Origin of the sequence: Streptomyces purpurascens (genome assembly GCF_045040895.1) — a bacterium.
Classification (GTDB): domain Bacteria; phylum Actinomycetota; class Actinomycetes; order Streptomycetales; family Streptomycetaceae; genus Streptomyces; species Streptomyces purpurascens.
Genome location: NZ_CP108341.1, coordinates 96438 through 112898, shown reverse-complemented (window position 1 = coordinate 112898; position 16461 = coordinate 96438). Strand labels below are relative to the sequence as shown.

Sequence of the window (16461 nt, the reverse complement as noted above, 5' to 3'; positions counted from 1 at the left end):
CGGTCACCCACCGCACCCGGCTGCCGTGGCCAGAAGAGGCCTCCGAAAGATGGACCGGGGCAGAAGAAGTCATAGGGAACTGATCCATCCGTCGCCCCGGTCAGGAGGTCGCGATGCCCAGGAGACTCCTCCCGGAAGGCGGCGCCTCGCTGCGTGACCGGCTCGGCAGGGAGATCTTCTCCCGCGTGGCGGGTCCGGAGGGCCCGGGCAACCGGGCGCGCATTCACGGCACGCCCGGTCCCCGCTGGTTCGGCCCCGAGCGGCCCGTCAGGAGGGTGCACGGGGACGCCGCGATGTTCATCGGCGGTCTGTCGGCCCTGCTGCTCCAGTCGCTCCATCCCCTGGCCATGGCCGCCGTGGCCGGGCATTCGGGTTTCCGCGGAGATCCGTGGGGACGGCTGCAGCGGACCAGCACCTTCCTGGCCGTCACCACCTACGGGCCTGCCCGCAGCGCGCAGGAAGCCTGTGACCGCGTACGAGCCGTCCACGAGACGGTGCGCGGCACGACCGCCGACGGTCGGTCCTATTCCGCCGCAGACCCGCATCTGCTGTGCTGGGTGCACATCGCCGAGGTCGACAGTTTCCTGCGCGCCCATCAGCGCTACGGGGCGCATCCCCTCGACGACGAGGGATGTGACGCCTACGTCGCCGACATGGCACGCATCGCCATGGCGCTCGGCGTCCCGGACCCGCCGGTGAACGCCGCTGAACTCGCCGCGCGCCTGGCCGCCTACCGCGGTGAGCTGCGCGCCACCAAAGAGGCGCGCGGCTCGGCCCGGTTCCTGCTGCTGAACCCGCCCGTCCCGGTCCTCGCCCGCCTCCCGTACGGCGTCATCGCCGCCAACGCCGTCTCCCTCCTGCCGCTCTGGGCCTCGCGCGCACTGTGGCTGCCGCGGCTCCCCGTGGCCGAGGGCCCATGTGTCCGCCCGCTCGGCACGGCCGTGACCGCGGGCATCCGCTGGGCCATGTCACCGCCTCGCGACGCGGCATAGCACTCGAAAGTGCTCGGCGCGGCACTCGAAAGGCGGGAGATCGCTCCCGCTCCGCACCCCGGCAAGGCACCTCGACTCGCCGCTCCGAAGCTGGCACTGTGCATGCGTATGAAGCGGGTCGAATCCGGGCAAACCGAAACCTCGGTGCGCTGGAGACTCATGCTGGCCAGCAGCACCATGCTCTTCGTCGAGCTGGCACTGATCAGATGGGCGGGCGCCAATGTCGTCCACCTCAGCTACTTCTCGAACTTCATCCTGCTGGGATCGTTCCTCGGCATCGGCATCGGGTTCCTGATCCCCGCCGCGCGCGGGCACTGGCTCAAACGCTGGACACCGATTCCGCTCGTGCTCCTCGTCGTCCTGGTACGCGAGTTTCCGGTGCAGGTGCGTCAGAGCAGCGGCCAGGTCATCTACTTCACCGCTGTGAAGACCACCGGCCTGCCCGAGTGGGTGACGCTGCCGGTCATCTTCCTGCTGACCGCGGTGATCATGGCGGGGATCGGCAAGATCACCGCCGATCTCTTCCGCCGGCTTCCCTCGCTCAATGCCTACCGCTACGACCTGCTCGGCAGCCTCACCGGCTCGGTGGCCTTCGCTGTACTGTCCTGGCTGCGCGCCCCGTCGGTCGTGTGGGGCGTGCTCGCCGCCGTGGCCCTGCTGATCCTCGGCGGCCGGCGCAACACACTGCAGTACGGCATCCCCCTGACGGCGATGGTCGTCGTGCTGTTCATGGAGTCGACGACGACCGGCATCTCCTGGTCGCCCTACTACAAGATCCAGCTCGAACCCTCACCGACGACGACCCGGACCTACTACATCTCCGCCAACGGCGTACCGCACCAGAGCACCGCGCCGCTCCGGGTGCTGATGCGCGAGAACTCGCCCTACCGGCGGGCGTACGAGCAGACGCCCGGTAACCCTCACAAGCGGGTGCTGGTCATCGGGGCCGGGAACGGCAATGACGTCGCGGTCGCACTGGCGTACGGGGCGGAGCACGTGGACGCGGTCGAGATCGACCCCCGGCTGCAGCAGATCGGCGCCCAACTGCACCCCGCGAAGCCGTACGACGACCCCAGGGTGCACGTCCACATCGACGACGGCCGCGCCTTCCTCGAGCGGACGGACACCAAATACGACCTCATCGTCCTGGCACTGCCGGACTCGCTGACGCTGGTGGCCGGCGCGAGCAATCTGCGCCTGGAGAGCTACCTGTTCACCCGGGAGGCGTTCGAGGCCGCGCGCGACCATCTGACGCCGAACGGCGCGTTCGCCATGTACAACTACTACCGGAAAAGCTGGTTGGTCGACCGCTTCGCCGGCACTCTCGACGACGTCTACGGCCACGCCCCCTGTGTGACGACGTTCAAACGGAACGCGGCCGTGCTGGTGGCCGGAATGACCACCGCCGACCAGTCCTGCGAGCAGGTCTGGAAGCCCAGCGGCGCGGTCCCGCAGGCCGCGACCGACGACCACCCCTTCCCCTACCTGCTCCACCGCAGCATTCCCACGCTCTACCTGGGCGCGCTCGGCGCCATGCTGCTGGTGACGCTCCTGTCGGTTCGCCTGGCCGGGGTCCGCGTGCGAAGTACGGTGCGCTACACCGACATGTTCCTGCTGGGCGCGGCCTTCATGCTGCTGGAAACGAAGAACGTGATCGGTTTCGCGCTCTACTTCGGCACGACCTGGCTGGTCAACGCCCTCGTCTTCATCGGCGTGCTCCTGGCGGTCCTGGCGGCCGTAGAGGTCCGGCGCAAGCTACCGCGGGCCAACCAGATCCTGCTGCAGCTTCTCCTCTTCAGCTCCCTCGCAGCAGCCTGGCTGGTCCCGGCGGAGGCCGTCCTGTCGCTGCCGTTCCCCGCCCGTCTCGCCTCGGCCATCGCCCTGGCCTTCGCCCCCATCTTCTGCGCCAACCTCATCTTCTCGGACCGCCTCGCCCACGCCCCGGACCCGACCTCCGCGTTCGGCGCGAACCTGCTGGGCGCGCTGACCGGGGGCGCGCTCGAGTACCTGGCCCTGGTGACGGGCTATCAGGCGCTGCTGCTGGTCGTAGCCGTGCTGTACCTGGGTGCAGGGGCCGCGATGCGCTGCGTCGGCACGGGGACGGCTGATTCCAGGACCTGAGGCCAACAGCCCGCAGCCTTCGTCGAGGTGCGGAAATCCCCCGCCTGGGACAGTGGTTTTCCGCACCCGGGTTCGGAGGAGAGCCGGATGGGCGCCGCCGGTCCGGGGCGAGAACCTGGGATCATGAAATCGCTTCGGACGGGACTCGTCCTCACCCTGCTCGCCGGCCTCACCGGCACGGCGCTGACGCTGCCGCAGACCGCCTCCGCCTCCGCCTCCGCCACGACGATGACGACGGCCACGGAGGGCACCGTCGTGGCCGCCCTCGACCGCGCCGCCCACCCCTTACGCACCGTTGAACCCGGCGGGGACACCCGCGACCTGCGCGCCCTCGACCGGATGATCGGCGGCGCGAAGGTCGTCGGCGTCGGCGAGGCCACACACAGCTCGCACGACTTCTTCCGCATGAAACACCGCCTCTTCCGCCACCTCGTCGAGGAGAAGGGCTTCAGGACCTTCGCACTGGAGGTCAGCTGGAGCACCGGCCTGCGCCTCAACGACTATGTCCTGCAAGGGAAGGGGGACCCGCGCCGCATCATGCGGGAGGAGTTCCAGGGCACCTACCTCTGGTGGAACAACACCGACTACCTGGCGCTCGTCGAGTGGATGCGCGCCCACAACCGGCAGCACCCGAACGACCCCGTCCGCTTCATGGGTGACGACCTCGGCTGGGCCGGACCGGAGCTGTACGACAAGGTCACCGACTACGTGGCACGCGCCCACCCCGACCTCCTGGCCCGCTTCACCGAGTTGTATCGCGGCCTGCGGCCCACCGTGTCGCTCGGCGCGTACATGGAGCAGTACATGAACCGGCCCCTCGCCGAGCGCCGGGAGATGGCAGCCCGGACCGGCAAGGCCCTGGAACTGCTGCGGAAGCGGACCCCGAGGGGCACGGCGGGCGCCTGGGCGCTGCAGCACGCGACGGTGATCGACCAGGTCGCGCGCTTCTACTCCTTCGACGACCAGACCCAGCACGCGGAAGCCATGCGCTATCGCGACCAGGTCATGGCGGACAACACGGCCTGGTGGCAGCGGCACACGGGCACCAAGGTCCTGCTGTCGGCGCACAACGCCCACGTCGGCTTCGAAACCCCTGACCCGGCCAACTACCCCAGAATGCAAGGGGCGTTCCTGCGCGATCGGCTGGGGGAGGCGTACGTGAGCGTCGGCTTCACCTTCGACCGGGGCTCGTTCAACTCGACCGGGCCGGACGGCGAGGTGCGGCGTTTCACCGTCGGTGCGGCCGGAGCCGGCCTCAACGAGCACACACTCGACCGCGTCGGCCTCCGGGACTATGCCGTCGACCTGAGGACGGTGCCGCAACCCGCCCGCGACTGGCTGGATCGAGCCCGCCCGACCCGCAGCATCGGCACGGTCTACCCCGAGCGGGAGTACGACATATCCCTGGCCCGCACCCACGACATCCTCATCCACCTGCACCGGGTGGAGGCGGCCCGGCTGCGGGACCGGTAAGTCCCCGCAGGCGGGGCGGGTCACTCACCGAGCGCGACGGCTCCGAGGCCGGACGGCGGCCGGCGCACAGCCAGCGCCACGGCCTCGTGCGCTGCCGCGCATCGCCCGAGATCCCGGCATCCACCGAGACGGAACCGGCTTCCGGGCCGGGCTGCGCGCCGACCTCCCCAGGCCTTCGCCGCCCGAGCACAGCACCGCACGACGAGGCCAAGGGGGCTTTTACCGAGGGGTGATGGGGGCGCTTATCGGGGTACCTGCGTCGCCATGGCACCGGAAACTGATCACGCCGAATCCGTACGAGCCCTGCGGCAACTGCGCAGGATGCGCACCTTCTACGCCGGGGGCGTCGCCTTGTGGGCCGCCTCGGCTGCATCGGCGGGATGGGCAGCCCCTGGAAGCCGACAGATGTGGGTGTCGCTGGTGTTCCTGGGTGTCTTCACCGCTCTGCTGTCCATGACCTCACTGTGGCTGTGGCGTCAGCACGCTGCCCATCCGGGTGAGCCCGTGCACCATGCTGCTCCACGGAAGACGGCCCGTCGTCGCCACGCCAACGCCTAGGCCGTGTCCGCCATTTCGGGGCGGCCGGAGTCGTAGACAGGCGAGTGTGCGGCAGGCGGTCCCGCTGGAAGCGTCAGCCCTCGGTGAGACATCGCGATCATCTCGGGCCGGCCACCCCACCGCGAGCAGTGATCCACAGCGTCGACTACTGCTCACGTACCGACGAAGAGGGGGTCGCCGACAGCCCGGACGGCTCAGCCCTGCTGCTCAGCGGCGCCTACACCGGCCGCGGCGAGATCGGCGAGCGCCTGCCAAGGCCACGGTCGGCTCGATCGCCCGGAGAGTCGGCTACGCCAATACCTTCGCGCTCAGCGTTGCCTTTAAGCGCCTCCGCGGCATCACCCCGACCCAGCACCGCATCGCAGCGCCGCCTCCAGGCTCGGAGAACGAGAGAAGGTAACCGTTGTCAATTCTCATGGACACTTCCGAGCCGTTTGATCGCTCGGCTTCGACGCCGAGGCTGCTCGGGCCCTTCTCCTCGCAGACTCGTGTCCTTGGGCGTTCACCAGGTGCTGCTGAGCGACCGGCTTGCTGACGCGCTCGGTCTCGTCCTGCACGAGCAGGGACAGCAGGGAAGCCACGGCAAGGCCGGCTTCGGCCGGGTGGCGCAGTACCTTGTCCGGTTCGATGCGGTAGGTGTTCGTGCGCCCGTCGCGGGTGTGGGAGAGGTAGCCGTCCTGCTCGAGGTCGGCGATGATCCGCGCAACGGCGCGCTCGGTGAGCCGGCAGTGGGCAGCGATGTCACGGACTCGGACGTTCGGGTTGTCGGCGATGGCTGCCAGCACGCGCGCGTGGCTGGTGATGAAAGTCCATCCGGTGTGAGATTCGGGCACTCCAACCATGCTCGGCATCTTACGAGGCAGCATTGCCGGAACACGGATACATGACATACTTTTCAGGTAACGATTGACATGCTCTCGCAAGAGAGACCCGTAGAAGGAGCCTCAAGGTGCCCTCGGACGAGGCCGTCATGCCGACGCCCATGAACAACGCCGGCGGGAAGCCGTTGCCGGAACAGGCCGCCGAGCAGGCCTCGCAGGAGCCTGCGGTGCGTCAATACGAATGGCACGGGGCTTGGGTCGTCGCCGCCCACGGCGCCTACGACATGCACTCGATCAAGCCTTTGGCAGACGCACTGGTGACCGCGGCCAGGAAGCTTCCGAAGGTGGTCCTGGATGCCTCTGGCGTGACCTTCGCGGACTCGACGTTTCTGAATCTGCTGATCCTTACCCACCAGGCGGGCACCCTGCGCGTGGTAGCGCCGTCACCGCAGCTTCAGCGGCTCTGTGAGATCACCGGAGTCGACAGCATCCTGGAGATCCGGGATACGGTCGACGACGCTGCGGCCTCCTGAGCCCGCCCTGCACCGAGGGGCCAGACTCACGCCTGCGGCTTCAAGTGGCCAACGACCGCGTGTGCGTGGGTAGGCCACGGCTTCGCGGAAGGCGGCCTGGCGAGGGCAAGAGCTCTGGTGGCGTCGCTCCCGGGCCAGGTCAAGGAAGTCTCCTGCGACACGGGCGGCGGCGGGCGCTGGATGCGACATGTCGGCGACACGGAGTTCCTTGCCGCGTGGCTCCGGCACCCCGACTTCCACATGATCAAGTGACCAAACCCAACTGACCCCGCCACCAGGCTGAGCACGTTCATCCGTACCTCAGACGTCTGCGGAAGTGGGGCATCAATGCCCCTTAATGAGGCGGCACTTGCCGGTTTCGGGGCGGTAATCGCTACGGTGCGGTCATGGTCAGCGGTATGCGCGAGTCGGGAGTTCGCGGCCGTACGCGACGGGCGATCCTCGGCGCTGCGGCGTCCGTGCTGTCCCGTCGGCGTGATGCCACGCTGCGGACATCGCGGCTGCGGACGTCGGGCGCAGCACCCTCCAACGGTACTTCCCGGACCGGGAGATGCTCGTCTCGGCAGTCGTCGAGGACTTCCTCCATCGGCTCGACGAGTCGTTGAAGGAGGCCCGCATCGGCGAGGGCCCGCCGCTGCAGGGGCTGCGCCGGCTGATGGTGGCGATGTTCGATGTCGGCGATCACGTGCTGGTCCTGTACGGCGACCCGCGGATCGTCCAGGCCGTCTCCGCGCGGGGTGGTCCCGATCCGGCGGCAGACGAGATCGGGCGGCTGATCAGGCGCCGAGGCGTTCGATCCCTCGTTCTCCTGCCCCACGCCTACGGCGGAAGCCGTCACCGGACGGCCCGCCCGCACCTTCGCCGAGTGGGCCCGGGATCGCGCCCGGGAGTTCCGCTCCTGACGGGCTTTCGGAACTCTTCCTGTGCCTTGCCGCACCGGAAGGACGAGCGGCCGACCCGGCCCCTTTCGTCAAAGTTGCAGCACTGCGGGACGAGTGGCGCGCGAGTGCAACTGGCAGGTGTGAAGCCAAGGTTGGAGCTTGGCGGGCCCCACAGCGGCTTTCGGCCGTGACGTCGTGAGGCATGTAGGCTCGATTGTGATCAGTCGTCTCGTGGCTTGGAGGAAGTACCCATGAAGAAGGGCCCGTTCGTCGCCATGTCCGCCGCTACCGCGGCGCTGGGAACTGCGCTTGGTTCCCTCGCGCTTCAGCTGCGCGCAGAGGGCTACGAGCAGTACGTCGAATCGGTAGCCACCTTCAGCGTCCTGATGTACGTCACCGCGGCTCTGGTCGTGGTGGCATGGGTCCGCGACGGCCGGCCGCACGCGAACTGAGTTCCTGCCTGATTCGCTGGCGTGCACGGCTCGTTGGCCCTGTAGCGCGTGAAACCGCCCAGCAGGACGGGGGCGACGGTCCGTGCGCCCCTTCGGTCGGGGGCGGCGGGCAAAGGGCGGGCGAGGGCGGTGGCCCGTCGCTGGAATGCCGGCCCCAGGCGATCCAGTGCGCCCGGTGCGCCTTTGGACTGGCTTGTGGGACTGTCCACCCGGCACCCCGTGCGGCCGCGTGGAAACCCGCCCGGTGGGTAGCGCCCCACCGGCCTTCGCCGTGCGCTGCTCCTACGTTCAACCGACGTTCCGGGAAGGGCCGTTCGGGGTACACCGGCATCACCGACGATCCTGGCCCGGGCCCACGGGGGGAGAACGCAGGTGTCACGGGGGGAGACGCAGGTGCCCGCGAACAGACCCGCTACCGAAGAGCCGCGGTTAACCGTCACCAGACCCCCGCGCCGCCGCCTGCGCAGAGTGCTGGCGGCGGCGCTGCCCGTCCCGGTCGTCGGGCTGGTCCTGCTCGTGGCCTCAGGGAACCTGCTGTTGCCGCTGCGGCAGGTGGTCACCATCGAGGCCAAGATGGCCTCGAAGAGGGACTTCTTCCAGGACCCCGTGGTCGAGCGGCTGCTGATGAAGCACGGCTTCCGCGTGCACATCACCAACATGGGCTCGCGTGAGATCGCCAAGCAGGACTACGAGGGATACGACGTCGTCTTCCCCTCCGGCCAGCCGGCCTCCGACCTGATCAGCCGGGAGCGCGCCCGGGCGAACCGTCCGGTGCTGCTGTACCGTCCGTTCGTCAGCCCCATCGTGCTGGCCACCTACCGGGACTACGCCGAGGTGCTCACGGCGGAAGGCGTCGCGCAGCGCCTGCCGGGCTCGGGCGGCCGGCCGATGTACTACACCCTCGACATGCGGCAGTTCCTCGATCTCGCGCGCGGCAAGAGGAAAGGCGTCCAGCGCGATCCCGAGGACGGCTACCGCTGGGACGAGATCGACCGCGACGACCACGTCCGCAACGGCAACAAGATCCTTGCCCAGACCTCGGACATCTGCGAGTCCAACTCAGGCGGCACCTACCTCGGGCTCGTGGCCTTCGTCGAGCACGGGAACGACGCGCCGGACAGCGAGGCCGAGGCCGAGCAACTCGCCCGGAAGATCAAGCCGCTCCTCGTCGAACAGGGCCTGCCGTCCTCCGAACGGGCCGAAACGTATCTGTCCCCCGACGGGCAGAGCATCGCCCCTGTCTCGGTGATCTACGAGCACCAGTTCCTCGCCCACCAGATCGGGTACGAGGCCGACAAGGGCGCCACCGACGACGAGCGCGTCCTGCTCTACCCGTCCACACGCTTCGTCACCGAACCCCAGCTCGTCGCGCTGACCGGCGACGGCGCCCGGCTCGGTGAACTGGTCAGCGAGAACCGCGAACTCCAGCACCGTGCCATGGAGTTGGGTTTTCGGGCCCGCAACGCCACCAGCGGCGCGACCGGCGACGAGCTCACCCGGTTCCTCACCGAGCGGCAGATCCCGGTGCCCACCGCCTCCTCCGACGACACCCGGGCGGTCCTGCCCAGCCTGCCCCTGCTGGAGAAGATGATCGAGATCGTCGGCGACTGCCCGGACCGGACGGGCAGCCGGTGAGGCGCGGTGCGGGCCGGCTGGCGCTCTGCCTGGCGCTCGTGACCACCTTGCTCACCGCCTGCTCGGGCGACGACGGCGACGAAACAGTCCGGCTGAGCGTGCTCGCCAGCCCCGATCTCGCCGTACTGTCCCCGCTGCTGGCCGATCTGAAGGATGAGACCGGGGTCGAGCTGCGCCTGGACCACCGGGCCGACGCCGAGACGAAGACCCCGGACCGCGACAGATACGACCTCGCGTGGCTGTCCTCCGACCGCTATCTGCGTCTCACCGACAAGAGCGCGACCCGGGGGATGCAGCGCACCCCCACCATGACGTCCCCCGTCGTCATCGGCCTGAAGCCCAACGTGGCACGGAAACTGCGCGCCCAGGTGCCCGGCGGCCGGCTCACCTGGGCGGACATCGCGGACGCCGCCGCCACCGGCACCGTCCGCTTCGGCATGGCCGACCCCCGGCACGCCGGCAGCGGGCTCGCCGCCCTCGTCGGCGTCGCCACCGCCGCGGCCGGCACCGGAGCCGCGCTGCGCCCCGAGGACGTCTCCTGCGACCGGCTGCGCGGCTTCCGCTCCGGCCAGACCCTCACCGCCGACTCCGGCCCCGCCCTCGTCGACTCCTACGCCGACCACCAGGACGAGACCAACGCCCTCATCACATACGAGTCCGATCTGCTCGCCCTCAACGCCACCGACCGCCTCGACGACCGCCTGGAGATCGTCCGCCCCGAAGACGGCATGGTCCTGGCGGACTTCCCGCTGCTTCTGCTCAACCCGGCCCATCGCACCGCGTACGACAAGGTCACGCAGTGGCTGCGGCGCGACTCGGTGCAGCGGCAGATCATGCGGAGCACTCTGCGCCGCCCCGTGAACACGACGGTCACCCGGGACGCGCGGCTGCGCGAACCGGTCGGCAACGCGCTCTACTACCCCGACCAGCCCGCCGTCGTGTCAGCCCTGCTGGCGGACTACGGTGACCCCGACCGCCGCACCACAAACCAGGTGGTCTTCCTGCTCGACTTCTCCGGCTCGATGCGCGGCGCCCGGATGGCCGCCCTGCGCGAGGCCTTCGCCGGACTCAGCGGCGCAGACCCCTCCGCCTCCGGCAAGTTCACCCGCTTCTACCGGGGCGAGCGGCTGACCGTGGTCCGGTTCGGCGGCCGAGTGCTGCAGGAGAAGGCCGTCACCGTCACCGGCCCGAAGGACCTGACGGCCCTCGCCGACACCGTCGCCAGGGGCGGCTACGGCGATGCCACCGCCGTATGGTCCGCCCTCGACCGCGGCTACCGCACCGCCGCCCGCGAACTGTCCGCCGACCCCGACCGCTCAGTCTCACTCGTCCTGATGACGGACGGCGAGAACAACGCGGGCCTGCCCTATGCGGAGTTCGTACGCCGTCACAAGGCGCTGCCCGCTGCCGTGCGCGCCGCCGTCCACACCTACCCCGTCCATTTCGGCGAGGCCGACGCAGGCGAACTGCGGCGCGCGGCGGCGCGGACGGGCGGACGGATGGTGGATGCCGCCGGCTCGTCCCTTTCCGAGGCTTTCAAGGAGATCCGTGGCTGTCACTGACGCACTGTGGTGGAGCCTTTGGTGGCCGTGGATGACGGTCTGGCTGGTGACCGCCGCCGGCGCGGTGGTGCTCGCGGTGGTCCTGGTGCGCCATGCCCGGGAGCGGCGCAGGCACATGCGGCGCTGGCAGTCGGCGTACAGCATCTGCCTGTACCTCGACGAGCAGGCGGTGATGGACCTGTGGGAGCTCGGCAACTACCGGTCCGCGCTGGAGGAGGCCGTCGAGCTGCGGACGAAGGTCGACACGAGTGTCGGCTTCTGGAGCCGGATGCTGACGTGGCTGTTCCGCTTCCGGCTGAAGCGGGACGTCAGCCAGGAGACGTTCCGCAAGTTCGTGCGCAAGGACAAACCGATCAACGTGATCGGCGTGGTCATGGAGGCCTTCGACCGGGCCGACGCCATCGTCCACGCCGACCTGACCACCCTGACTGTCGTCCCGAACCGGAACCTCGCCGCCAACCTGGCCGACGGCCGTGCGGTGACCCTGAGCCGCATCGGCGAATTCGTCTCGGTCAAAGGGGTGTTCACCGGCGTGCCGGACGTCGCGGAGGGATTCGTCGTGCGGGCCGAGTACGGCGCCGAGCGGCCCCCGGTGTACATGCGCGTCGCAGCCCCCGGGAACGCGCGCCGCTCGATCCCGGCCGGCACGTTCACGGCCCGCTGCCTCGGCAAGATGACCGGCTGGCGCGAGGACACCCGCGAGGTGACGCTGGAGGCGATCGCGATCTTCTGGTGACCGCGCGGCGTTGTCCAGCGCCGATCCGACACGCCCCAGGTAGAGGGGGGAGGAAGCTCGTTGAGGGTCGGTACCAGGTGGCGCCCCAGAAGGCCTCAGGATCACTCACACCCAGGCGCGGGTAGTGAACTCCTGCCATCCGACGCGCAGTTCATGCACCAGCCCGGCGCTGGGCGCGCGCCACGACCTGGACGCGGACCAGCGCGAAGAACGCGGCGGCGAGCGCGAAGCTGAGCGCGTCGACAGCCAGGCCCCGGCCCTGCCCGCCCACCCGTCCCCTCGTGTCTCCACGAAGGCCGGGCACTTCACCGCGGCCACCGGCGCCGACACCGTGCACGCCGGTGTCCTCGCGGATCTTCCTGCTGGCCGCACTGGCCGCATTGGCCGGCATCGCCGCGGGCTCTCTGACGATCCTGGCCACCAACTTGTGGCCTCCGCCCGACGGGCCCGCCGCCCCTGACCCGGACACCGAACATGGTCTGCGCTGTCCAAGATTTACATCTGTGAGATGGATTGCGCAGGGCTGCGAATGGAGGGGTGAAGGTCACGGAAGCGTATCGGGTGTTTTTGGGCTTCGATCTTCACGGAAGGCTCACAAGTTGGCTAAGTTGACCACTGCATGCACGACTTCCACCGATAGGCAGGTGGTTTCGTGCACTCTCGGACGGAAGGAGCGCCCTCTTCCATGGCGTCGGAACGAACATCGCGCCCCGAAGTGACCGACTTCGCGGGCAAGGCCAACTCCCTTGCCCCGGAGGCCTTCACTGTCGAGGCCCGGCTCTCGCAGTCTGCTGGTTCCCGTGTTGGCTAATGAGAGCGAGGGGCCGAGCCCTGACGAGGTCCGGCGGCGCATCGACAGCCTCTACGACCGCGCCGAGAGCGACACGGGTACCTTCAACGCGACCCGCGCCGCCGCGATCCCGCGCCAGCGGGACGCGGCCGCCCGCAGCCGGTCCCAGGGGGACACAGAGCCCGCGGCCGGGAACCTTGCCCGGCAGTGGTTCGACGCCGCCCGTGCCAAGCTGGGCCCGACCGTGCCGGCGTCGCAGCCGGACAGGAGGTTGCCGGTCCGTCCCGACCGCGCGCCCCAGGCAGCACGACCCGCGCGCCCGGCGGAACGTCCCGCGGAACCCCGCGCTCTCGAAGCGCCCCAGGCGCCCACCGGTGTTGCGTGGGAGCTGACCGGCGGATCAGCTCAGGCACCGACCACTGGATTCCTCCCGGAGCTCTCCGACCAGCGTGTCGCACCGGCTGCGGCAGGCGAGTCCCGGCGGGACGAGAGTGCCTGGCGTGCCGGCGCACAGCCGGTCCTCGGCGACGTGGCGGAGCGGCCGCTGTACGAGCCCGCCCCAGTGCCCGCCCCGGAGTCCAGCCCACTGCCCGGCCGGCAGTCCGCGGCGGCGTTGCCCCCCGTCCCACACCCCACCGCGGGTACTCACCATGCGGATCTTCCAACAGGCTGGGTGGAGACGTACGGTGCCGGTCCGGCGATCGGCGCGACCGCACCGTATGCCACGGCTCCGTCAGCCGATCCCACCGCTCACTACACCTCCGGTCCACCGGCCAACGTGACCACCGCGACCTACGGCACCGGTCTGCCGAGCATCCCTGCACCTGCCCTGGCGCCCCCTTTTCCGGCAGTGCCCGCCGAGCCGGCCAACGCACCCGCCCTCACTGCACCGACAGCGGCTGCCGCCCCGACGGAACCGGTTACCTTCACCGCAGGCGAAACGCCCTCCACCGCCTTCACACCCGGTGTCTACGGTGGATCCTGGCCGTCGCCGGACGCCGGCCACAGCACCCAGGCCGAGCGGGTGGTCGCCTTCGCCCGAGCGCAGATCGGTCGGCCCTGCGTATGGGGCGCGGTCGGGCCGGGATCGTACGACGCCCCCGGTCTCACCCAGGCCGCGTGGAAGGCTGCCGGCGTCACGCTTCCCCGGACCACCCAGGCCCAGTGGGGAGCGGGAGTGCCGGTCTCGCTCGCTGACGTCCAGGTCGGAGACCTGGTCTTCTTCCACGACGACCTCGGCCACGTCGGCATCTGGAGGGGCGACGGCATGATGATTCACGCCCCGGGTCCAGGAGCGCTCATCCGTGAGGAGTCGGTGTTCTTCGCCGGCCAGTCGGCGATCAAGGGCGCGGTCCGCCCGGCCTGACGTCCCTCTCCGGCCGGTTGTTGCGGCGGCGTGCGGGTGTTCCGCATGCAGCCGGTCCAGGGGGGTGATCGTGGGGTGGATCAAGGCGTCGGAGTCGGCCGTGGGTGCGCGCAGCCTGTGCGGGCACTGCTCCGTGAGCAGCCTCTCCCGCCGGAACTTGACCCAATTTCGTCACCGGCGTTCACCTCACGACCTGCGGGCGCCCGAGCGCGTCCGCGCCATTTCCACGAGCAGCTCGAAGCGGGACAAGCTGGCCCACGCCGCGCTCGTCTGCGCCCCCGGCGACGGCGTTCGCGCCCGAGACCGAGGCGGTGCTGCTCATGGTCGACGGGTCGGACCGCGGACCTGGCCCACGCGCGTCGATCCCACGAGGACTGCTTCCTGTGAGACACCATCCCTAGTGCTGCGCCTCGGAAGTTCCGCCGATGAGTTTCCGGCGGCTGTGCGGTCTACCCCTCGACGAAGGGAGCGCACCATGCGCGAGATCATCGTTTGCACGTTCCTCACGCTGGACGGCGTCATGCAGGCGCCGGGCGGTCCGGACGAGGATGCTGAGAGCGGCTTCGAGCAGGGCGGCTGGCAGAAACCGGTGGCCGACGACGAGGTCGGCACGGCCATCGCCGGTTGGTACGAGCACTCCGACGCGATGCTGCTCGGCCGCAAGACGTACGAGATTTTCGCGTCGTACTGGCCGACCGCCGATCCCGACAACCCGTTCACCCATCGGATGAACAGCATGCACAAGTACGTGGCGTCTCGGACCCTGACGTCCGTCGAGTGGCAGAACTCCACGCTGCTGGAGGGCGGCATCGTCGATGCCGTACGCAAGCTGAAGGCGTCCGACGGCGGCAACATCAACGTCGTCGGCAGCGGCGACCTCGCCCAGACCCTCATGCAGCACGGCCTCGTCGACGAGTACCGGCTGACCATCCATCCGGTGATCATCGGCACCGGCAAGCGCCTGTTCGCCGACGGAGCGATCCCCACCGCGCTGGAGCCGGTCAGCGTCTCGACGACGAAGGGCGGCACCATCGTCGGCGTCTACCGGCCGAACGGTAAGCCCAGCTACGACAGCTACTAGGCGCTGCGAGGCCGGCGCCCGGACGTCTTCTTGGCCGCTGCCTTCGCCGGTGCCTTCCGGGCCTTCTTTTTCGGCAGCGCGCGGTGCTCACGCTTGGCCTCGATGATCTGCTCGCGATCCAGATTTCTCGGAATTCGGCGGTCTGCGGATGTCGAGAACGTGCCCCCGGCTCCGTCCCAGGGACATCAGCGGCCACCACCGGCCGCACGAGGAAGAAGGAGAAACTCAGCATGGCGATTCAGCGGATGGACAACGTCGGCATCGTCGTCGAGGACATGGATGCCGCCATCGCGTTCTTCGTGGAACTCGGTATGGAGCTGGAGGGCAGGGCGGAGGTCGAGGGCCTGGTCGCCGACCAGTGCACCGGACTCGACGGCGTCCGCTGTGACATCGCGATGGTCCGGACCCCGGACGGTCACAGCCGGCTCGAGCTGGCGAAGTACCGCAGCCCTGCGGTGATCAGCTCCGGGTCGCGCAACCGGCCGCACAACATTGTGGGCACGCACCGCGTCATGTTCGCCGTCGACGACATCAAGGACACCGTTGCCCGCCTGCGCCCTCACGGCGCCGAACTCGTCGGCGAGATCGCCCGGTTCGAGGACAGCTATCTGCTCTGCTACCTCCGCGGCCCGGAGGGCATCATCGTCGGACTGGCCGAGCAACTGCGCTGAGTTGCCCGCTGGGGGAGCGGCCCGGCATCCCAGTGCCTTCACGCACTCCAGTGCGATGCTCGTAGTATCCGGCCGTCCCCTGGTAGAGGTCGGGGTCGAATCTCGCCTGACTGTCCACGCGACCACCATGACATGGGGCAGCCCGGTCCAGGAACGTGGCCGGACGGAAGCACCTACCTCCGTAGGCCGATCGTGTGCTTCGGTAGCCCTCCGTCATGCCAGCAGGACGCGTTTCCGCATGAGCTCGAATCCTGCGCGTCCGAACATCTGGCGCTTGAGTGTCTTGATGCGGTTGACATGGCACTCCACGACGCCGGAGTTCCAGGGAAGTGTGAGGCCGACGATGACGGCGTCGAGGTCGCGTTCGAGGCGCTGGGCGAAGTGCCGGAGGCAGGGCAGTTCGGTCGTGGCGGTGGGCCGCCGTCAAGGCGGAATTCGGCGGCGGGAGTTCCGATCGGCCGGAGGGGACGCCCGGAGGAGGTCGCAGCCGCCGTGGCCTTCCTCGCCTCCGCGGACAGCAGCTTCGTGCTCGGCACCACCCTGCATGTCAACGGCGGCGAGAACCAGTTCTGACCCGCCACGGAGTCCCGACGGCCAGCCCTGCGCACACACCACCCGCTACCCGACAGAACTGAGACCGGGGAAAGACTTTTCGACCTCCCCAGGTCGCAGCCCTTCCCCGGTCAGCGCCACCCACTTACCGGGCCAACTCGGATCCATACGCGATCACTGCCCTTGGCCATCGCGGTGCTCAGGCGATCCCGCACACCGACTTCGGCCACACAGTCG

General features: G+C 69.4%; 16 protein-coding genes. 13 read left to right on the top strand and 3 right to left on the bottom strand.

What is annotated here, in order from left to right:
* The first annotated feature begins 113 nt into the window (after positions 1–113).
* The 3 genes from OHU35_RS00595 (at position 114) to OHU35_RS00585 (ending at position 4586) form a co-directional block, all read left to right on the top strand.
* Positions 114–992: an oxygenase MpaB family protein gene (locus OHU35_RS00595; RefSeq protein WP_189729669.1), complete on the top strand. Its 879-nt coding sequence runs from the start codon at positions 114–116 to the stop codon at positions 990–992.
* A gap of 159 nt (positions 993–1151) precedes the next feature.
* Positions 1152–3113, top strand: coding sequence for a spermidine synthase (locus tag OHU35_RS00590; RefSeq protein ID WP_405504132.1), 1962 nt, complete (start codon positions 1152–1154; stop codon positions 3111–3113).
* Between the two features lie 123 nt (positions 3114–3236).
* Complete coding sequence (locus OHU35_RS00585; RefSeq protein ID WP_405504130.1) at positions 3237–4586, top strand: erythromycin esterase family protein; 1350 nt, start codon at positions 3237–3239, stop codon at positions 4584–4586.
* Between the two features lie 971 nt (positions 4587–5557).
* Here the strand turns inward: OHU35_RS00585 and OHU35_RS00580 are convergent.
* Positions 5558–5986, bottom strand: coding sequence for a helix-turn-helix domain-containing protein (locus tag OHU35_RS00580; protein ID WP_189729662.1), 429 nt, complete (start codon positions 5984–5986; stop codon positions 5558–5560).
* A gap of 107 nt (positions 5987–6093) precedes the next feature.
* Here OHU35_RS00580 and OHU35_RS00575 point away from each other — a divergent pair, with 107 nt between their 5' ends.
* A complete protein-coding gene (locus OHU35_RS00575) occupies positions 6094–6498 on the top strand; it encodes an STAS domain-containing protein (RefSeq protein ID WP_229873401.1) in 405 nt (134 codons plus the stop codon).
* A 96-nt stretch (positions 6499–6594) separates the two neighbouring features.
* A complete protein-coding gene (locus tag OHU35_RS00570) occupies positions 6595–6750 on the top strand; it encodes a DUF6368 family protein (RefSeq protein WP_405509148.1) in 156 nt (51 codons plus the stop codon).
* A 121-nt stretch (positions 6751–6871) separates the two neighbouring features.
* On the opposite strand, the gene OHU35_RS00565 is transcribed toward OHU35_RS00570, so the two are convergent.
* Positions 6872–7315: a hypothetical protein gene (locus OHU35_RS00565; RefSeq protein ID WP_189729660.1), complete on the bottom strand. Its 444-nt coding sequence runs from the start codon at positions 7313–7315 to the stop codon at positions 6872–6874.
* Between the two features lie 315 nt (positions 7316–7630).
* Here OHU35_RS00565 and OHU35_RS00560 point away from each other — a divergent pair, with 315 nt between their 5' ends.
* The 4 genes from OHU35_RS00560 (at position 7631) to OHU35_RS00545 (ending at position 11764) form a co-directional block, all read left to right on the top strand.
* The gene (locus tag OHU35_RS00560; RefSeq protein ID WP_189729658.1) at positions 7631–7831 is read left to right on the top strand and encodes an SCO3870 family protein; all 201 of its coding nucleotides are present in this window, start codon (positions 7631–7633) and stop codon (positions 7829–7831) included.
* A gap of 393 nt (positions 7832–8224) precedes the next feature.
* Positions 8225–9466, top strand: coding sequence for a hypothetical protein (locus tag OHU35_RS00555; protein WP_405504127.1), 1242 nt, complete (start codon positions 8225–8227; stop codon positions 9464–9466).
* A gap of 38 nt (positions 9467–9504) precedes the next feature.
* Positions 9505–11028 (top strand): substrate-binding domain-containing protein, encoded by a 1524-nt coding sequence (locus OHU35_RS00550; RefSeq protein ID WP_405504125.1) that lies wholly within the window; start codon positions 9505–9507, stop codon positions 11026–11028.
* Entirely contained in the window at positions 11015–11764 is a 750-nt protein-coding gene (locus OHU35_RS00545) for a hypothetical protein (protein ID WP_405504124.1), read from the top strand. Before OHU35_RS00550 ends, OHU35_RS00545 begins: the two co-directional genes overlap by 14 nt.
* A gap of 151 nt (positions 11765–11915) precedes the next feature.
* On the opposite strand, the gene OHU35_RS00540 is transcribed toward OHU35_RS00545, so the two are convergent.
* A complete protein-coding gene (locus OHU35_RS00540; RefSeq protein WP_189729652.1) occupies positions 11916–12155 on the bottom strand; it encodes a hypothetical protein in 240 nt (79 codons plus the stop codon).
* Between the two features lie 1177 nt (positions 12156–13332).
* Here OHU35_RS00540 and OHU35_RS00535 point away from each other — a divergent pair.
* The 4 genes from OHU35_RS00535 (at position 13333) to OHU35_RS00520 (ending at position 16245) form a co-directional block, all read left to right on the top strand.
* The gene (locus tag OHU35_RS00535) at positions 13333–13920 is read left to right on the top strand and encodes a C40 family peptidase (protein WP_405504123.1); all 588 of its coding nucleotides are present in this window, start codon (positions 13333–13335) and stop codon (positions 13918–13920) included.
* 475 nt (positions 13921–14395) lie between these two features.
* Positions 14396–15001, top strand: a complete 606-nt coding sequence (locus OHU35_RS00530) for a dihydrofolate reductase family protein (RefSeq protein ID WP_405504121.1) — start codon at positions 14396–14398, stop codon at positions 14999–15001.
* Positions 15002–15231: 230 nt separating this feature from the next.
* The gene (locus tag OHU35_RS00525; protein ID WP_405504120.1) at positions 15232–15672 is read left to right on the top strand and encodes a VOC family protein; all 441 of its coding nucleotides are present in this window, start codon (positions 15232–15234) and stop codon (positions 15670–15672) included.
* Between the two features lie 297 nt (positions 15673–15969).
* On the top strand, positions 15970–16245 hold the full coding sequence (locus OHU35_RS00520) for an SDR family oxidoreductase (RefSeq protein WP_405504118.1): 276 nt from the start codon (positions 15970–15972) through the stop codon (positions 16243–16245).
* Positions 16246–16461: the final 216 nt, after the last annotated feature.